Annotated in this window: 11 protein-coding genes, 1 tRNA gene and 1 pseudogene; 5 read left to right on the top strand and 8 right to left on the bottom strand. The window is 38.3% G+C overall.

All coding sequences use genetic code 11. The features are described from left to right. Window positions 1-277: 277 nt before the first annotated feature. From KX723_RS02425 to KX723_RS02415, 3 genes are read right to left on the bottom strand one after another with little or no spacing between them, the layout of a single operon-like run. On the bottom strand, window positions 278-2,296 hold the full coding sequence (locus KX723_RS02425; RefSeq protein ID WP_218814505.1) for an ATP-binding protein: 2,019 nt from the start codon (window positions 2,294-2,296) through the stop codon (window positions 278-280). A 3-nt stretch (window positions 2,297-2,299) separates the two neighbouring features. Next, window positions 2,300-3,187: a hypothetical protein gene (locus KX723_RS02420; RefSeq protein WP_218814504.1), complete on the bottom strand. Its 888-nt coding sequence runs from the start codon at window positions 3,185-3,187 to the stop codon at window positions 2,300-2,302. A 56-nt stretch (window positions 3,188-3,243) separates the two neighbouring features. Further along, window positions 3,244-4,704 carry a cytochrome P450 gene (locus tag KX723_RS02415; RefSeq protein WP_218814503.1) on the bottom strand — a complete coding sequence of 487 codons (1,461 nt, stop codon included), beginning with the start codon at window positions 4,702-4,704 and terminating at the stop codon, window positions 3,244-3,246. Window positions 4,705-5,247: 543 nt separating this feature from the next. Here KX723_RS02415 and KX723_RS02410 point away from each other — a divergent pair. Together KX723_RS02410 and KX723_RS02405 are read left to right on the top strand one after the other, a co-directional pair. Continuing rightward, window positions 5,248-8,313, top strand: a complete 3,066-nt coding sequence (locus KX723_RS02410; protein WP_218814502.1) for a coiled-coil domain-containing protein — start codon at window positions 5,248-5,250, stop codon at window positions 8,311-8,313. After that, entirely contained in the window at window positions 8,303-10,786 is a 2,484-nt protein-coding gene (locus KX723_RS02405) for a coiled-coil domain-containing protein (protein WP_218814501.1), read from the top strand. Before KX723_RS02410 ends, KX723_RS02405 begins: the two co-directional genes overlap by 11 nt. A gap of 65 nt (window positions 10,787-10,851) precedes the next feature. On the opposite strand, the gene KX723_RS02400 is transcribed toward KX723_RS02405, so the two are convergent. After that, window positions 10,852-11,406, bottom strand: a complete 555-nt coding sequence (locus KX723_RS02400; RefSeq protein WP_218814500.1) for an Hsp20/alpha crystallin family protein — start codon at window positions 11,404-11,406, stop codon at window positions 10,852-10,854. A 291-nt stretch (window positions 11,407-11,697) separates the two neighbouring features. Here KX723_RS02400 and KX723_RS02395 point away from each other — a divergent pair. Next, window positions 11,698-12,914 (top strand): annotated as a pseudogene (locus KX723_RS02395) (IS256 family transposase). A 53-nt stretch (window positions 12,915-12,967) separates the two neighbouring features. On the opposite strand, the gene KX723_RS02390 reads toward KX723_RS02395, so the two are convergent. Next, complete coding sequence (locus KX723_RS02390; protein WP_218814499.1) at window positions 12,968-13,483, bottom strand: helix-turn-helix domain-containing protein; 516 nt, start codon at window positions 13,481-13,483, stop codon at window positions 12,968-12,970. A 365-nt stretch (window positions 13,484-13,848) separates the two neighbouring features. Here KX723_RS02390 and KX723_RS02385 point away from each other — a divergent pair, with 365 nt between their 5' ends. Then, window positions 13,849-14,994, top strand: coding sequence for a tyrosine-type recombinase/integrase (locus KX723_RS02385; protein WP_218814498.1), 1,146 nt, complete (start codon window positions 13,849-13,851; stop codon window positions 14,992-14,994). Window positions 14,995-15,018: 24 nt separating this feature from the next. Here KX723_RS02385 and KX723_RS02380 read toward each other — a convergent pair. The 3 genes from KX723_RS02380 to serS form a co-directional block, all read right to left on the bottom strand. Further along, window positions 15,019-15,094 (bottom strand) — tRNA-Lys (locus tag KX723_RS02380). 90 nt (window positions 15,095-15,184) lie between these two features. Further along, complete coding sequence (locus KX723_RS02375; RefSeq protein ID WP_218814497.1) at window positions 15,185-17,158, bottom strand: OPT family oligopeptide transporter; 1,974 nt, start codon at window positions 17,156-17,158, stop codon at window positions 15,185-15,187. Window positions 17,159-17,171: 13 nt separating this feature from the next. Further along, window positions 17,172-18,443 carry a serine--tRNA ligase gene (serS, locus tag KX723_RS02370; RefSeq protein ID WP_218814496.1) on the bottom strand — a complete coding sequence of 424 codons (1,272 nt, stop codon included), beginning with the start codon at window positions 18,441-18,443 and terminating at the stop codon, window positions 17,172-17,174. Window positions 18,444-18,505: 62 nt separating this feature from the next. On the opposite strand from serS, the gene folD reads away from it, so the two are divergent. Then, window positions 18,506-19,360 (top strand): bifunctional methylenetetrahydrofolate dehydrogenase/methenyltetrahydrofolate cyclohydrolase FolD, encoded by an 855-nt coding sequence (gene folD, locus KX723_RS02365; protein WP_218814495.1) that lies wholly within the window; start codon window positions 18,506-18,508, stop codon window positions 19,358-19,360. Window positions 19,361-19,364: the final 4 nt, after the last annotated feature.

Here is a 19,364-nt window from a genome sequence, read left to right as displayed (position 1 = left end):
TTTGACCCTACTAAATAAGGAGTATCAATCTATTTATCAAATAACAATGGAAACAATTTGACCATATCTTATGTCTGCATAAAATTAATACGAGGGGAAATAGCTATACCCCTTTTAATATACTTAAATTTCCTTCAGTAATATCATTAAAATTTTCATGTATCTTTTCTATAGGCCAATCCCGCCATTTTAATTTTAATAAAATCTTTGAGAGTAGGGATTGAACCAATTAGTCGCTCTGTTTCTACCTGGGTAGGAAAATTTTTTTTCATTTATCCTAAGAAATTTCTTTTTTAGCTGCTTCATTAGTTTCTTCTGCGACTTGAAGTAACTGCTGATAAAGCATTTCGAGCTCTTCAGACGACTTCGTTCTCAGTACAGTTTGCATTTCTTTACAAACGTGTTCTAAACGACTCGCCCCACAATAACTTGCCCCACCTTTCCATTTATGAACCAACTTCCCTATATCCTGCCAATTTTTGTCCTGATGATATTGTTTTAGTTCTATTATTTCTTTAGTCAGACCACTTACTAGTAAGGCCAATAGCTCATGAAGTGTTTCTTCACTACCCAGTAGTTCTAACGCCTTCTCCTTATCTAAAAGAGGCAGTGATTGTAAATTATCAGAAGATTTAGCCTGGGTTTCTTTAAGAACAGGGGCTTGTGCACGCGATAGAAACGCACTGAGTATCTCTGTGGCTTTCTCTGGCGTTAAGGGTTTGCTATAGATCGCATTCATTCCATTTTCAAGGCAACGTTTCTTTTTTTCTTCAACGGTATGCGCTGTTAATCCAACGATGGGAACCGATGGATTACTCTGCCATTGTTTTAAGCGAATACGACGTGTTACATCACAACCATCCCTATCCGGTAAACCTATATCCATTAATATCAGATCATAATGGTTTTCTTCTACTAAGCTTAACGCCGTTTTCCCATCCGGTGCGATATCAACTTGGCAATTAAGATCTAATAGAGCACCCTTTGCTACTTTGGCAGCAACAGGATGATCTTCAACCACTAACACGCGACTTCCTGTCGTCAATGGTATTTCTTCTTGTGCCCCAGTCGTTTTTTTAGTGACGATGTGAGCACCTTTTGCAAAGGCTAAAGTCTCTTCTGTATCACTTTCATCGACAGCGGGTGATAATGATTCTTGCAAAGGAATGAAACAGGTAAAGGTTGATCCCTGATTAGGTTGACTATCCAGCTGAATCTCGCCGCCTAATTCATCCATAAATTGTTTAACGACTGAAAGACCTAGACCGGTACCTGGATAAATACCCTGATATGAGGGTGTTAAACGGGTAAAGCGAGTATAAATTTCATGGTGCTTATCTTTAGGAATGCCCATGCCGGTATCACTGACACGTAATTCAATGATCAGTTGTCCTGAGCGCGTTTTATTATCTATTAAACGTGCGCTGACTTTAATTTCGCCTTTATCCGTATACTTTAATGAATTTGTCACCAGCTCTAGTACAATACGTTGTAATCGTATGGGATCGCCCAGCAAATACGGAGGAATATTTTCATCATAATCCAAATGTAAATGAAGGTTTTTTACATCAGCTTGTGGTTTGTTTAAGTGTACGACCTGCTCCAATATTTTATGTAAGCCAAACCGCCGCTTTAAGAGCGGAATTTCTCCCGTAGCCACCTTGATACTTTCTAAGATTTTATTCAGGAATTCCAATAAGGCATTGCTTGAATCTACAAGGTCTGTCGCATATTCTTCTACTTTTTTTGGATTTTTTGATTGTGTTTGAATCAAATGAGCGCAACCCACAATTCCAGATAAGGGCGTTCGGATGTCATGCCGCATGTTTTCTAGAAATTCAGTTTTGGCTCGATTTGCTACTTCTGCCTTTTCTTTAGCAATCCTCAAATCTTTTTCTGATTTTTTCCTTTCCGTAATATCTATAGATATATCTAAAATACCCTTAACTTGGGCAGTATGTATAATAGGTTTTCTTATTACTAAGTAATAAAAATCGTTAAAAGATTCTTCCATAGTAATTTCTTTGCCAGTCTCTATAACCTTTCTACAATGTTCCCATCTACTTTCACCTGACGCATCCCACGTAGATATATGTTTCCCTACAAACTGATCAATAGAATGCAAACTTAGTGTATTTAGCATTCGCTGATTTCCCCATGCAACATAACCTTTTATATCAATAATAGTTACATTTACAGGTAGATCATTTAACAAAAAACTACTTAATTCAGGCCAAGCCATTTCATAAAGTTTATGAAATGGTTGTTGACTATGATCTGGATTTTTTTTAACCACAAATTATTCCTTTTTATCAACACTAGAAAGAAGAGCAACGAAACCTTTATAAAATTTTTTAACTTGCCCATCATCCCAGTTATAGCTAACGTGAGTTAGCGCTGTATCAACACTTTCTTTCAATTTTATTAAAGGTACTGGGTTAGATTTGTTTTTTAAATTTGTAGATGGAGATTCTTTATCAGTTATAATTTGATATCTTTTCCATGGCAATGGATCGGTCTCCATAAGATATTTTTTATAAATATATTTTAAAACAGGATTACTTCTATCAGGATAAATAATATAATCAGCGCCTAATTTAATTAATTCAAAAATAATAGTCCCTTCTTCAAGGAGATAATTTTTCGCTGCTTGAAAACAAATATCAAATTTTATTTTTACACCCCGCCTATCCCATTCATCCACTAATTTAAAAGCATAACTCCTTGATAAGGTATTAACTAAGTGCTTTAATCTATCGTCTTCCTTCTCATAATCCCTTTTTATCCTAGCAATATGAGAAGAAAAACTCGTGTCTTTCTCATCAAGCGAGCCCCTGCGAGTAATTTCCTCCCAACTTTTAATTTCATAAGGTATTTGCAATCCTTCTAAATGTACCTTATGACTTTTAATCCATTCTTTACCCCATTGTCTAGCTTTCTCGTTTGCATCCTCAATACTAAGAGTCGCGTCTAATCTAATATAATGTCGTTTTAGATATCCTGTTTCAAGGATAATTAACTTATTTACACGTTTGTTTAATTCATACTCTTGATTTAAGAGTTGACAAAAAGCATTAAAGCTTTCGCCTTGTTGATAGTCCTGATCAAGACTAATAACGGTTAATAAACAAACGGAATTCTTTTTCGGATGCTCAATAGAATCTTTAAATTTAGCAACTTTAGACATAGTTAATGAGTTCTTTTAATTATTAGTAATATTTACGCCAATGGTTAGATAGAAAATTATAGGTTTAATTTTTTCACTGGCTCATCTATTTCTCTATCTGGAATGAATTGAGCTACAGAGGGGCTTTTATAAAAAAATGCACTACTATTATGCATTGATATATCAGCCGGCTCTTCTACAAGAGAGACACAATAGTTCAAATAAATACTTGCTGTAAAGAACTTTATAAGTTGTGCGGCATAGCGTTGCCCAGGGCAAGCACGTGATCCTAAGCCGAAAGGAATATAGGCACCTTTTGGGATTTCTTTCTCTGGCCCAAATCGCTCTGGGTCAAATTTGTCCGGATTTTCCCAAACATCGGGTAAGCGATGCGTTAAGTAGGGCGATATAAAAACAGTATCTCCTTTTTCTAAAGTAACTCCACCTATATGTAAAGTCTCTTTAACCTGTCTTGGTAAAATGAAAGGAGCTGGAGGATACAATCGTAGGACCTCTTTAATGATGCTATCAAGGTAGCTAAGTTGGCTAATATTTGAGAGACTTGGGATAGTGTCTTTTAATTTTTCGCTAAGTTCTTTACGTAATTTTTTTTCTATTTCAGGATGAGTTGCAAGCAAATAAAGCACCGTTTGTAAAACAAAAGAATTAGTTTCGGTCCCTGCAAGAAGAAGAAGATTAAAATCGGCCATAATGTCTTTTGGACCCACATCTTCTTCGGAGTCTACATTTATTTTACCGATGGTATTAATTAAGTTATTGCTATTTAACAGTGGAAATCTTTTTATTATATTTTGAAAATGGCGCTCTAGATTCTCAGCCGACTTCCCACCAGATTCTTGTATGCCGAATAAACTTGTTGCTGTTAACATGGTTTCTGTTAAGTTTCTTTTATAATCTTCTATCCCTATTGCTTCATTAGGTGATGTAGCTGGCAATCCCATTAATAAATTTGCATTGATTTTAAGCGAAAAAGCATCAAATAATTTTTTTAAGTTGATTTCGGATTTATGGTTGGCTTTAATATAAGCTATGTAACCTCTTACTATACTTTCTACATCTGAATTAGTGTTATTAGAATTCAAATGAGAACTATAAGCTTCTCTTTTTTTTCTCCAAATCTTCCCCTCTTCGGTAAGAATTGAATGGGTTTCGCCATGTAAATAATCAAATGATTCTACTTTGCTGGATATTAATTCTTTTTGTTTTATCTTAAAATTATATATATCCTCTGGTTTTGTAATGATTAATATACGTTTATTGCCCAACCAAAAAGAACACATTTTACTGGAATGATTCTCCACTAACGGTTTGGCAGCTAACAATGTATGCAATATTGCATCTTCTTCTTGAAAATGCGGTAATCTTCCTGTAAATAAATTACCTCTTAGGTGAGGAATATTAGGAAAAGGCTTTCCGCTTAACCATAGTAAATTTTCATAAATAGTTTCCAACCATCCTTTTCTTTCTTTTTCATTATTAATTAAACCCGAATCTTTTTTTAATTGTTGTAAATACATAAATTTTCTCTTTAACTTAGCAAAATTATATTAAATTTAACGTATCCTCCTTAATATGTTGGCGACGAAGTTTCCTTTCCTCGCCCGAGACTAATAAACATTTTTCGATTTATTTTTCAACTATTCTCTCATGGTTTATGGGTTTAATTATGTAGTCATCCGCAACCAAATCTAGACATTTTCGTTTTATCTCTAAGGAGTTGTAAGAAGTACAAACTATCAAAGGTGTTTTTTGATTACACTCATATTGACTAACCGCAATAATCACTGCCTCATCGGAACTCAAATCTGTTACGATTTGTGAATAATATTTTCTTTATATATCATTCATTTTTTATATTAAAAGCCATTTATAAAAATAAATTATTGTTATTTACTAGAGTAACTCTTATAAAATATATAAATTAATAATAAGTTAAACTGAATATTAGTTTAGCAAATGGTATATTAAAGATGATTAATTTATCTATTTATAAAATAGATTCAATTATCATACACTCTACGGAGTTTTATTAGTAAATAAATACTTTACAGGGGACAACAATGCATGCAGTAGCAGTAGTGGGGGCAGGAATCACGGCGGCTGAAGTCATACATATACTATTTGAATATCTGCATCGTGTAATCTTATCTGAAGAGGCTCTCCACAAGGCTTACAAAGGGGGAAGTTTTATTGTATATCTCGCCCAAAAGCAGTATCAAAAACGCCAAGATGAAAAAAATCCAAATCAGGAAATAGTACGAAATGCAAAAACACGCTACGATTTTAAGATTACCGGCAATGCTGACAAAGCTATTCTGAAAATTAAAAAAGAAGCTGAAAAGTATCTGACTAATCTAAATGATCGTGTTAGTGATTTAGAAAAGGCACTAACAAGTTTCATAGAAATCGAGACAGCTTTAACAAAGCTCGTTTCTGTATTGACCTCTGATGATTACCGCACGCTCTCCTCCTATTTAGGAAGGATTAGCGGTTACTTTCAAATCTTTGAAAATAATTTCAAAAAATTTTTTTATTCGCTTGTATTGCCACCTCGTCAAACCTTGTATATCGCCGATTTATTATGTGAGAAAGAGCCAAAAGCGACAAGTGTAATTACACGATATAATCACTGTTTAAAAAGCATTGAGGGTTGCATTGAACAACTGAAAAAAAAAGAACAAGCAATTGCTGCCCAATTTTATCGAGGCTTCAGTGCCATCTACTTGAGACCTGCAACAAACTCAAGCACTGTTAGCGTTTTCCGTAGAGTGCGGCCTAATGACCCATTACAGCAAATCATCCAACTGTGCATGAATTACCCCGATCAAATATCGCAAAGAATACATGCGTTCCTGCCAAACAATCCAGTACTTGCCACTACCTGTACTGATATCCTCAAGCTATTCATAACTATTCAACAAGTCCACAAAGCAAAACTGATCAACCCATTTGAGACCAAACCAGATTGGGCTCCCCTACTGACTGAAGCTAAACAGAGAGTAGTCGGGCAGCGTATTTTTCTACATACGATGGATGTGCACGCTGCCAAAGAGGATGAAAAATTACTGATGGCTTATATTTTCTTACCTAAAGCTGTTCCCGAATACGAGATGGAACAAATTGAAGTCGATCAGCAGGCTTATAAGATGGCCTGTAGTTTACGCAGTTGGCAAATCGAAAAGTGCATACAGCTCACTCAGTTTCTCAGTACACTGATAGAAGAAGCGCGGTTGCCGAGCAATGATCACGAGGAACAGCAACTAGCGATACTGCAACAACAACTGGAGGGACTACGACCGGAGGAACAGCGACCGGTAGAACGGCAAATGGAGGAATTGCGATGGAAACTGAAGGAGCGGCAATTGCTACTAGAGTGGCTCAAAACAAACGAAAAAAAACAGAGTTCGATCGAACTGTACACAGCAATTTTAGTTTCACCCTGTTGTTTCAGCAATTGCAATGTAAAATCAGCATTTGGAAAAAGCTTATTGCCTGATGAACTTATTCAAGAATATCGAGATAGCCATTGGGGCGCTATCTGGGAAAAAAATGATACATTGATCCAGTTACCGAAATCATTTAAGACGGATGTTTGGTCGAAGCATCGCAAAGATGACTCAGAAAAAAAATCCATCGCCATCCCTTCTGAGATGAAGAAACTAGCCAAAGATCTTATTGCCGATCTTAAACGGTTACAAGACGCGTTGGAGAAAAATAAATCTCATTATACAGAGGTGATTAACACCTTTTCTAACAAACAAACAAAAGCTTCCGAGGTACACAAAAATCAAGCACATCAAACGGCTGTGGCACGTATCAAGCAAGCCCAGAGACGTATCTGTAAAGAAATTGACTCTTCTACTTCTTCAACCATCAGCTTATTTCATTATCTGTATCCGACTGAAACCATCAATAAAGCAGATAAAGAACGGCAAGTACCAACCCTAGATGATTTATCCTATGTGATTTATAGAGGAGTCGATCCGAATGGGGTTTGTGACTGGAGAGAAAATCCTAAAACCTCTTCCCGATCCAAGCAACTCACGCATTATTTTTACCCGGATAAAAAAGATGACTCAAGAACGAAAGCTTGGCTTTACGCTTGCACCGATTGTCAAGCCGATAGGGTACCTCTATTCTTTCACTTATTTACTGATCGCTCCTTAGTTTTAACAAATACGCCTAACCCAGCGCTCGAGTTAGCGTCGCCTACCGCGATTAATAATAGTCTTTCAATACAAGCTATCGTCTACGACTCCAAAAAAACGCTGTCTATCATTACTAACAGTAAGGCGTTGAGCAGTGTGCCGCCGAACGCGGTGAAAAAACTAGAGATTATTTTTACAGATTTGCTAGATTACTATTTGTCAGCTTTAGCGAGAATGGAGCCGGAGTATTACAACGAATTACCGCTCATAAAACGATGGGGGTGTTCATTTAGAAATGGAATTAGATCTAATCTTAAAGTTGAACAAGGGCAACCTGAAGTCGGACAAGAGCGACTGGACAGTGTGCGAATATATATTGGCGATTTATGCGCTCTATTATCGGAAGAAGATGTAGAGAGCATTAGCAACGTGTTAGATGACTTGGAAGAAAATTATAAGAACATGAGCAAGAAAGCCACACTTGGCCGTAGCAGTGTTTTGTATAAGATAATGGAAAGATTCATAGATGGCCCTCTTATAGACATCAAAAAACTGAAGGAAAATGCTCCTGGGCTCGCTTCAGGTTCGGAACCCACTGCGCAACGAACAGAAACACCGGCAGCCACTGACGAACACAGAGAGATAGCAGGGGAAAAAGCTCGAGGACAAAAGACAGACGTGCAAAAACAAAAGACAGACGTGCAAAAACAAAAGACAGACGTGCAAAAACAAAAGACAGACGTGCAAAAACAAACGACAGACGTGCAAAAACAAACGACAGAAGCGCAAAAACAAACGACAGAAGCAGAGAAAAAACGTCTACACGACGCTTTATTAGCTAAACAAGGACGACCGACTACATCACAAGCAACCGTAGCAGCATCACCGGTAGCTTTCTTTTCGGCTCCGACTACATCACAAGCATCAAATGCTGAGGCCGATAATCTTAACTTACCAGGATGTAGTCATGCCTCCTAACAACACAGATATTCTAGTTGTAGAGCCTGCAGAGTTTGCAGACTCTACAGACCAGTTGTTGCAACCCAATCTATCTCTCTGGATAACAAATTGTTTGTCGATGTCTGCAACCAAACAAGATATGTGGACATCCGATTGGATTGAATCCTTGCGCGCAGGACTAAGAGGAGCAGATTCAAAAACTATTGTAGAGAGATTTCAACAACTCGCTGAACAACTCAACAGTCTGCTGACGCTGAAACAGCAATACTCAGCTGACGATAATAGCCAAGATGATTGGCTGTCTGCTTTATTGCTACTATTACTCACAATGTATGTCTATCGAAAGAACGCTACAGAATGCTATCCCAATCAATTAATTGAGTTCTACCAAACAATGCTATGGACAAAGCATGCTGACCAGATGATAGCGACGGTACCTAAAGCGGCCTACTTACATCAGTTGCACCAATTAGTCTATAAAGCCATCTATAAAAAACCCATCGACCGCACAGTCGATCGTGCTTTACTTAGAATCCAGAAGCATGCATTGAATTTCTACTTTAAACAATTTTTGGATGAGCTGGGTAATACGGCTCAGGACCGTCTGCGTTCCGATGAAAAAGATAGTGCCTATAATCACTATACTAAAATGGTTGGTGTACTACATGTTTACATTGGTGAAATAGAGAATTCATCGCTAAAAGAAAAAGAAACAGCACATTTATCAAAGCTTTTACTAGAACAATTAACGCAACTTATAGAAAAAACCAGCACACTGGATTTATCGCCTTCCTGGATAGAACGCTTGAAGCAGTGGGTACAAGAATGTATTAGTCAATTGACGTCGTTATATACAACGACACCCAGCGCTGCAAAAATTTCCTATTTACAATTACTCACTATCAGTGAGCGATTGCGAAAATCCACTAAAAAAGCCGCTCGAAACAAAAAACTCCAATCGCCCGAGTTGATACGAGAAGGTTGTTGGTTATATTTTTCATTGCATGAGCAACTCATTACCCAATGGGTGGATAAGGAGAAGCATGCTTCAGAATATCAATCGATAGCACTGGCCTTATTTGAGAGTTTTATGAGTACGTTTGACTGGCCAAATACGTTTAAAAAAGGGGTTTTAGGCGAGAACCCTCTAAAACCGTCTGGCCGGTTCATTAAGTTCAAAGAAAAAATTTTACGCCATACTGCCAGGCAAGAAATACCGCTTGAGGATTGGAAGTCCTTAGTGGATCCGGCCTTAAATAAACTGTGTGCTGATTTCTTTATCCAGGACTGGTTTGAATATCATGGTTATCCTAAGAAGGGATCCTTTTTACAATGGCTGCTCTGTCGACAGGAGCCTCGTCTCATGGCGAAGATCAAGGAGTATATAAGCACCGAAGAGAGGGAGTTTCAAAAAAATGAAATTCCTTTTTTTGACAAAAGAAACCTTTATCGTTTGGTGCAAGAGATTCATAAAGATTTTTGCACAGATCTAAATCAGATCACACAAATGATCCTAAGCGTTTGGTTTCAAAAAATTGGGCGCATAGTTCCTCACGCCGATTTAGCCAATAGTCTATTAAAACCAGGACGGTGGTTATATCAAAAAAACCAAGAACCAGTAATATGGACAGAAGATTCTATTCCTAAGCTTGCCCTTCTCATGCTGCAAGCGGTCGAACGTTTAGGCGCTGGCTTCTATTTCTTTCCTCCGTTCCAAAAACGCTGGTTCGAATTTCAAGAGGTGTTGGATGCACATTCAGGTAATGCCGTAGAATTTGTACATCAATACGATGCAAAAATTGCCGGGATCATTAAAGAATTATTATTGATGTTTCATTTGGATAAAAAATCTGAAGTTCACAGGAATGATGCGCTATTAAAAGAGCAATCGCAGTACTATCTTGGACAGATCAAGTCTGTAAAAAATGACTTGCAAAAATTCAGAGAGCAAAATCCCAATGAATTAAAAAATTCCGATGCTGAACGAGCAGCAGATTCCTTATTAATGCACCTGAAAAATCTCGCGCTTGATTGCATGCATTATCATATCAACCGCATGCAATGGAGTGTTTATATGTTCTCTCTCTCGCCTGATGAACTACAAGCGTATAGCGAAGAAACCCGTCAACACATCAATGAACGCAAGCAGATGGATGCTACTACAGCCCAAACACGCAAAAATACAAAAGAAGCAGAAGCTCGAATAAAAGAGAATCAAGCTCGAATAAAAGAGAATCAAGCTCGAATAAAAGAGAATCAAGCTCGAATAAAAGAGAATCAAGCTCGAATAAAAGAGAATCAAGCTCGAATAAAAGAGAATCTAGCGGAGATAGAACATCTAAAAGCTTTATTAGCTGAACCAGAACAAAATACTCCACCACCAGTAACCGTAACAGCATCACCGGCGGCTTTCTTTTCGGTTCCAACTACATATCAAACATCGACTGATGTTAAAAATCTCGTCGTGGCAAAATATCCCTTAGGCTCCTAGCACTGATATTCTATACTAAAACCTCTAGAGTAAATTTTTAATAATACATCGCGAAAAGATATAGGTTATTCTTCTTGTATAACAACGTTTTTAGATGGCACTTTTTCTGTTTTTGGAATAATAATTTCTAGAACACCGTATTTTGTTTTAGCTGTTATTTTTTCGCTATCTGCCGTATCAGGTAATAGAAAGCGATAATAGAAGTAAGATTGAGATTTTTTGGTTGCTGTAATGCAAAGTGTTCGGTTTTGTATCGATATATTGATATCTTTCGGATTTATCCCAGGTATGTTTATAGAAAATAGAAACTGATTAGGCTCTTCCTTTTCCTTTAACGTCGAAGATAACGTGCCTTGATTAATTTGGGAGAATGAGTTATCAAAGACCAGCGCATTATGATGAAAAAGACTATCAAATTCTTTATTGAATTGTATAAATTCATTGAGTGAATAGATAGGAGAAAAAGAAGATAGCGGCTGATCATTGGCGACTTTTTGAACTATATTAGATTTTACAGCAACTGCTTGCTGCTTCTTATAAAACAAGGCGACGCCGCATAACATAGCCAAACTGATGATAGCTATTGCTATTAGCGTTATTTTTTTATTGGTTTTTGACATAAGACACACCTATCAAAATTTGTCCGGTTGGTACTGATTTTAACTATCCCAAAATTTTAAAATAAAATAGAGAAAATAAGCAACTCTGCCCTAAGTACTAAATCTTTTTGATAATTGCTAGCTAGTTTAGTAGCCTCGATAGATCGTACAGACGGCTTTTAAAGGCCACAAAAAACACCCAAAAAGCTCGAAAAAGCTTTACCAGAGCCTGTAAACTAAATTGTGTAAATGCTTATTATTACCTAAGCTAATGCGCTGAAAAAAGCACTAGCGATAAAAGAGAAATAAGTAATGAAACAAGAACAAGAAATAAATATAGCTCCCGAATTAATCAGTGAATTGGCTAAATCCATAAAGAGTGAAAAAGATATATCTGCGCTGAGCAAGCAGCTATTAAAGCTCACGGTAGAACGAGCCATGGATGCAGAGCTAGAGGAGCATCTAGGCTACGAAAGCACGCGATAGAAGGCAAGAATACGGGAAATAGCCGCAATGGTTATTCACCGAAGCGATTAAAGGGTGATTTTGGCGAAGTTGAGATTAACACGCCTAGGGATCGAAATAGTACGTTTGAACCTCGACTTATACGCAAAGGACAAACGCGCTTGACGGAGTTTGATGAACAGATTTTAGCGCTGTATGCCCGAGGGATGACTACCCGTGATATAGCGGCGACGTTCAAAGAAATGTACGGTGCGGAGGTATCGCACAGCTTGATTTCTAAAGTGACTGAAGCCGTGATGGATGAGGTGACGGTGTGGCAGAATCGCCCCTTAGAAACGGTATATCCTATCGTGTATTTAGATTGTATCGTTATTAAATGCCATCAAGATAAACGTGTGATCAATAAATCCATCTATTTGGCTTTGGGCATTAATTGTGAAGGACAAAAGGAATTACTCGGCTTGTGGATAGCTGAAACCGAGGGTGCAAAATTTTGGCTATCTGTATTAACCGAATTAAATCATCGTGGGGTAAAGGATATTTTTATTGCTTGCGTGGATGGACTAAGCGGGTTTCCAGAGGCAATAAACGCGGTATTCCCAAAAACGAAGGTTCAGCTCTGCATTGTGCATCTTATTCGTTATTCCTTACGCTACGTACCGCATAAGGACATGAAAGCCGTGGTAGCGGATCTTAAGCTTATTTACCGTGCTATTTCTATAGAGCAAGCCGAAGAAGCGCTTCTGATGTTCAGTGAAAAATGGGATAAAAAATATCCCGCCATTAGCCGTACCTGGCATAAAAACTGGAGTAATATGGTGACCTTATTCGATTATCCTGACGACATACGAAAAATTATTTATACCACCAATGCCATTGAATCACTCAATAGTGTGATTAGAAAATCAATTAATAATCGTAAAATCTTTCCTAATGACCAATCGGCATTAAAAGTAGTATATTTAGCGGTACAGAAGGCATCACAAAAGTGGACGATGGCTTTACATGATTGGAGAGCCGCTATGAATCGATTCGCTATCGAATTCGAGGGTAGGTTCTCCTGACACGGCACTTACACAAAATTGTTTACAGGCTCCTGCTTTGGGAGCATAGCGACTCACTTGATTAGATCAAATTCGCCTACAAGATATGTCCTGATAGTTTTTCTAGATTCTTGGTTAACTAACTTTTGTAAATGAAATTTGTAACCATCAATTACTTTTTTATTTTCATTTAGGTAATAAAAATAGGTTTCTTCTCCGGAAATTAAATGATTAAATTCATCAATAATGATTGTGTATTTTTCTTTGTATTTTTTAAATTTGTATTTGTTGTTAACGACAATTTTTCGTAAATCTATCTTTCCATATGTAATTGGAATACTTGAAAATAGTGAGCATTGAGAAAGTATAAATTTGTTTTTCTTACTATCTGAAATTAAATCAATGGGATTTATCTCTAAGTTTATTGTTTCTTTTAAATAATCTGAAATTAATATGGCTTTCTCATAGCCAAGTGCTCTATTGCCATTTCTTATTTGATTAATATGTGATTGCGTAATTCCTAATAGGGTTGCTGCTTTTCTTTCATTGCCGCAGGTTTTAATAAAAAGTTCAAAAGTATTGTTATCCATCTAAACAACGCTCCTTATCTTTCTAATCAGTAAAACCAGCTTACCTAAGATATTGATAACACGAGTTATCAATATCTCGCGTAAGATCGTTTATAAATAAATAAAAAATTAAAAGAATTTATGTAGTAAAAATACTTACTAGATAACTAGGAGGAGAGTATGCAACCACGACTCATTCGCTTACGTGATGCGCCGAATTATTTAGGAATGGACAAAAATAGATTTAACCAAGAAGTAAAACCTTATGTATCAATTGTTCCAATAGGTAAACGAGGAATTGCATTTGATCGACTTGATTTAGATGCGTGGGTTGAGCATTATAAGGAATGTAATGGCCGCCCCGCTAAAAAGAGGAGTAAAAAATTATGGGGCGAAAAAGAACATCGGGGCTACTCAACCGTAAGGGGATATGGCACATCGATAAAAAAATACTCGGACAACGCATTTGCGAAAGCACTGGATCAGATTCTCTTGAAGAAGCCGAAATCTACCTAGCAAAACGTATTGAAGAGATAAGGCAAGCGAAAATTTATGGCGTTAGACTTAAACGAACTTTTAGGCAGGCTGCTATAAAGTATGTGGAGGAAAACCAACATAAGGCAAGCATCCGAGTAGATGTAATTCAACTAAAGGCTCTAGATGAGTATATAGGACATTTACCTCTTGAAGAAGTTCATATGGATAGTTTGAAGGGTTATGTTTTTCGTCGGGAAAGGAAAAATAATAATGCTAAAGAATTAAAAAAAAGAACTATTAATTATGGACTACAAGTGGTCAGGCGTATTTTAAATTTAGCTGAACAAGAATGGAAAGATGAATATGGATTAAGTTGGTTGATTAAAGCGCCTAAGATCAAGTTGGAAAAACAAACTGACGCGCGTAAACCTTATCCTTTGTCTCATGATGAACAAATGAGGTTCTTCAAAGAACTTCCTATACATTTAAAAAGGATGGCGTTGTTTGCAGTTAACACAGGCTGTCGTGATCAGGAAATTTGTAGCTTGAGATGGGAATGGGAGATAAAAGTACCAGAAGGTTCTGTATTTCTTATCCCAGAATGGCGAGTTAAGAATAGAGAGGAACGACTTGTTGTGCTCAACAAGATAGCTTATAAAATGATTGAAGAAGTGCGTGGGATACATCCTGAATATGTGTTTACCTTTCGAGGTAAGTCTATTACTCGGATATTAAATTCAGCATGGAAGAAAGCGCGTGCAAGAGCTGGATTGCCTCATGTTAGAGTTCATGATCTTAAACATACTTTTGGACGACGTTTACGTGCCGCTGAAGTGAGTTTTGAAGATCGACAGGACTTGCTAGGACATAAGAGTGGACGAATTACTACACACTATTCTCAATCTGAATATAGCAACTTAATTCGAGCTGCTAATAAAGTATGTGATTTACGAAATAACTTAGTTGTTTTAAACAGGAAGAATAAACTACTAGCTCCCGCAAAAGTCCCGCAAGGGAATTTTCAGGAAACAAAAGTAAATTTAATTTCTGTTTAACACTTTGATTTTAAAGGGAATTACTGGTGGGCCGTGGTGGATTCGAACCACCGACCAATAGATTAAAAGTCTACTGCTCTACCAACTGAGCTAACGGCCCCAAATTGAACGGCAGATTGTATTCAATTTGGCAGAAAATAGCAATCCCGTCCTTTTTCTCACTATTTTCAACCCTTAAAATCACACCCGGTTATTTTTTTGAGTTATTTACTCTATAAAACCCGAAACCTAAACCCACGACGCTCAGAAAACCCAACGCTATAGCCAAACTATTCCACTTAGCCGGCATGATAGCTAATATCTCTGGATTACTGGTTAGTGACATCGGAATAGCTAATACCACGTCCATTAAAGCGGCACCGGCTACAAGTCCGCACGCAAGCAGTACAGCATAGTGTTGATACTGATCTATCTTTGCCTTTTCCTCTTCGGACGCCCCTTTTAAGCGTTGTTGAAAATTTCGTCTGATAAAGAATGCAAATAAACTTCCTATAAATAAGGGAACAGAAGAACTTAAGGGTAAATAAACACCCATCGCTATCCCTAATAAAGAAAGTTTTTTTAGCCCCAACCATTGCAGCACAATGAAAAACACCAGAATCAAGGCACCTATACCCAACATAGCCCAGGGTAAATCGTGATTAAATATGCCTTGTGTTAAGCCTGCCATCATTGCAGCAGGGGGTGCCGATAACGTCTGTGTTGGATCCATACCCGCATGCGGCAGAATCGTGGTCAACCCATAGACGTTAAATAACAGTTCCATCACATAAGGAACGACCAACGCCGCTACGATGACGCCCAAGACCAACATCAGCTGTTGCTGCCAAGGAGCAGCACCAATAATATGACCTACTTTCAGATCTTGAATCGTATCATTTGCAATAGCCGCCGTACCTGCCACTACCGCACCGATTATGATGGTCATCGCCGCCATATTAAGCCAGTGTCCGGAAGTAGCCGCGTGCCCCTGAAAAACAAACAAAGCACGTAAAATGAGGGCGGTTAGTAAAAGACCTCCGATCAAAATGGCTGAGCCGGGACTAGCGGTTACACCTACTAACCCAGAAAAATATCCACAAATGGCAGCAAAAACAAACCCTAAGACGACGACATAAGCAACAGCACCCAAATTAATGAATAAAGAAACACTGCTGCTAAAAATGTGTGCTGGAAATATAGAGTGAAATAAAAAATAAATGCATACCATTAGAACAGGTAATGCCCACAATAAATAAGTGCTAGGTATATCCCGTTCTTTGGAAAGTATCGGCCCATTTGTAGAAGCTTTAAACAACCCCTGCGTTGAAAGCCGGAAACGTTGGTAAAAAGGCTTTAATAAATTAATCAGCGTCCAAAACCCAGCCGTCAGCATAGCGCCTAAACCAATATAATGAATATCGTTTCTATAAGCCGCTAAGCTGGCTGTTAGATGGAAAGGCTTTATTGCAGCCACCACACTTAACAGTGGTAAGGCTAGTCCCCAGGCCAGCAGCGCGCCTAAAACCAGACTTAGCCCTACATCAAATCCAATTAAATAACCCACACCGATTAATGCCGGAGAAAAACCGATACCAAAACCAACGATCGTCGATTTCCCTAGCACAACCCATTTCTCAGCCGCACTGGCAATCACTTTAAAACCGCTCTGTGCTAATTCTAATAAAGCACCTAAACCGGTACCAATAACTATTTCACGAAGATGAAAAACATTTTTTTTGACTAACTGTAATACCTCTGCAATCGCTTTCGCTTCGGGAAAATACAACTGTGGTGTATTTATTAATACCTTACGCAAGGGAATAGAAAATAAAATCCCTAACAAACCACCTAATAGTGCAATAGCCACATTTTCAAAATACGGAAAATGATTCCAATAGCGCATAATGACCAGCGCTGGGATCGTATAGACAATCCCCCCGGCCACCGCTTCACCCGCCGAGGCAGAAGTTTGGATCAAATTGATTTCATAAATACTAGTACTTTTAAAAAAACGCAGAATGGCCATCGCGAGTATGGCTGCCGGAATAGAAGCAGAAGGTAAAATACCAATTTTTAACGCTAAATAGGTACTGGACGCTGCCAGAAGAATCGCCAAAAAAATCGATAACAAAATAACTCTTAATGAAATCATCCCGCTTTGGTGTGCCTGTGTATTTTGCATAACTTACTCATTTTCAAATAATATCTTCATTGATATACGCTTTTAGTACGTCAGGAACTCGTATCTTGCCTTCTGCATCCTGATAATTTTCCATAATCGCAACCAGCGTACGCCCTACTGCTAATCCCGAACCATTGAGGGTATGGATTAATTCAATAGCATTTGCATTATCAGCGTTACGCCAACGCGCCTGTAATCGACGCGCTTGAAAGGCCTCAAAATTACTACAGGATGAAATTTCACGGTAAGTGTTTTGACTGGGCAACCAAACTTCTAAATCATAGGTTTTGGCGGCACTAAAACCTAAATCGCCGGTACAAAGAGAAACAACACGATAAGGTAATTTTAATTTTTGTAGAATGGATTCTGCTTCCTGCGTCAGTTCTTCCAAGGCTGAATAACTGTCTTCTGGTTTTACAAATCGGATCAATTCTACTTTTTCAAATTGATGTTGACGAATCATCCCTCGGGTATCGTTTCCATAAGAGCCTGCTTCACTACGAAAACAAGGCGTATGCGTGACATATTTTTTAGGTAATTTATCCGCTGAAAAAATAACATCGCGGGCTAAATTGGTGACCGGCACTTCTGCGGTTGGAATCAAATAAAAATTTTGCTCACCTTTTAGTGCAAATTGTTCATCCGCAAACTTAGGTAACTGACCTGTGCCAATTAAACTGGTGCTGTTAACGATATAAGGCACATAAAGTTCTTCATAACCGTGTTCTTTGCTATGAACATCTAACATAAATTGGATCAAGGCGCGCTGAAGCTTGGCTAATTTCCCATACAGCACCACAAAACGTGCGCCTGCGATTTTTCCGGCTGCTTCAAAGTCCATATCCCCACTCTGCTGACCTAAATCAACATGATCTTTGGGTGAAAATTTAAAACTAGGCACTCCCCCCCACTGGCGTACCGTCTGATTTTGGCTTTCATCTTTGCCTATAGGTACCGTAGCATGCGGTAAATTAGGGATAGTCAGATAAATGGCTTCTAACTGTTCTTTTATATCCCGGAGCTGGCGCTCACACACTTCGCGTTGCCCTTTTATCGTTTTTGCTTCTTCTGAGATAACGGCAACCGCTTCACCCTTTGCTTTCGCTAAACCTATAGCCTTGGCGCTTTGATTGCTCTGGCTTTGCAGTTCTTGGGTATGCATTTGCAATGCCTTACGCTGCTCTTCTAGCTGTTTTATTTGTTCGGTATCGAGCTGATAGCCGCGTGGCTTAAGCCTTTCTGCAATTTCTTCGATATGGCTACGTAAAAGTTTGGGATCTAACATATAATATGGCCTTGCTCTACAAGAAAAATCTCTCTTCCTAACAACGGTAATTTGAAGCAATTATGACGGCAAAAATCATTGATGGCAAAGCAATTGCCCAAAAAATTCGCGAGAACCTAAAAGATGTAGTTCAACGCCGTCTCACCCAAGGTCAATCTGCCTCCGGCTTGGCGGTCATTCTCGTGGGTGATGATCCGGCTTCACACATCTATGTACGAAATAAACGCGAGGCATGTAGCGAATGCGGGATAAAATCAGTCGCTTATGATTTACCGCAGGATATCTCGCAAGAAAAGCTATTATCTCTGATTACACAGCTAAATAGTGATACCTCTATACACGGCATTCTGATCCAGCTTCCGCTTCCCAAGCATATAAAAACACCACTGATTTTAGATAGTATCGATCCAAAAAAAGATGTGGATGGCTTTCACCCTACTAACTTGGGTTTGCTTGCCCAAGGACGACCTTATTTACGGCCTTGCACCCCGTATGGCGTGATGCGTTTACTGGAGCATGAAAAAATTACGCTGCCTGGTTTAAATGCAGTGGTAGTAGGGACTTCAAATATAGTGGGTAAACCCATGGCATTAGAGTTGGTTAATGCAAAATGTACTGTTACGCTCTGTCATAAACAAACACGTGACTTACAACAAGCTGTTAAACAAGCGGATTTATTAGTCAGCGCCATAGGAAAAGCTGGTGTTATTAAAAGTGAATGGATTAAACCCGGCGCTATCGTGATTGATATTGGTATTACACGATCGCCAAATGGAAAACTGCACGGTGATATCGAGTTTGAAACAGCAAAACAATCGGCTGCTTATATTACACCTGTGCCGGGGGGCGTTGGGCCGATGACCGTGGCGATGTTACTCAGCAATACCTTGTTAGCTGCTAACATCGAACTCTCTTAGAGAT

It is taken from the genome of Rickettsiella endosymbiont of Dermanyssus gallinae (assembly GCF_019285595.1).
Classification (GTDB): domain Bacteria; phylum Pseudomonadota; class Gammaproteobacteria; order Diplorickettsiales; family Diplorickettsiaceae; genus Rickettsiella_B.
Note: the sequence above shows the minus strand (reverse complement) of the source record. Positions and strands in the feature narration are given on the sequence as shown.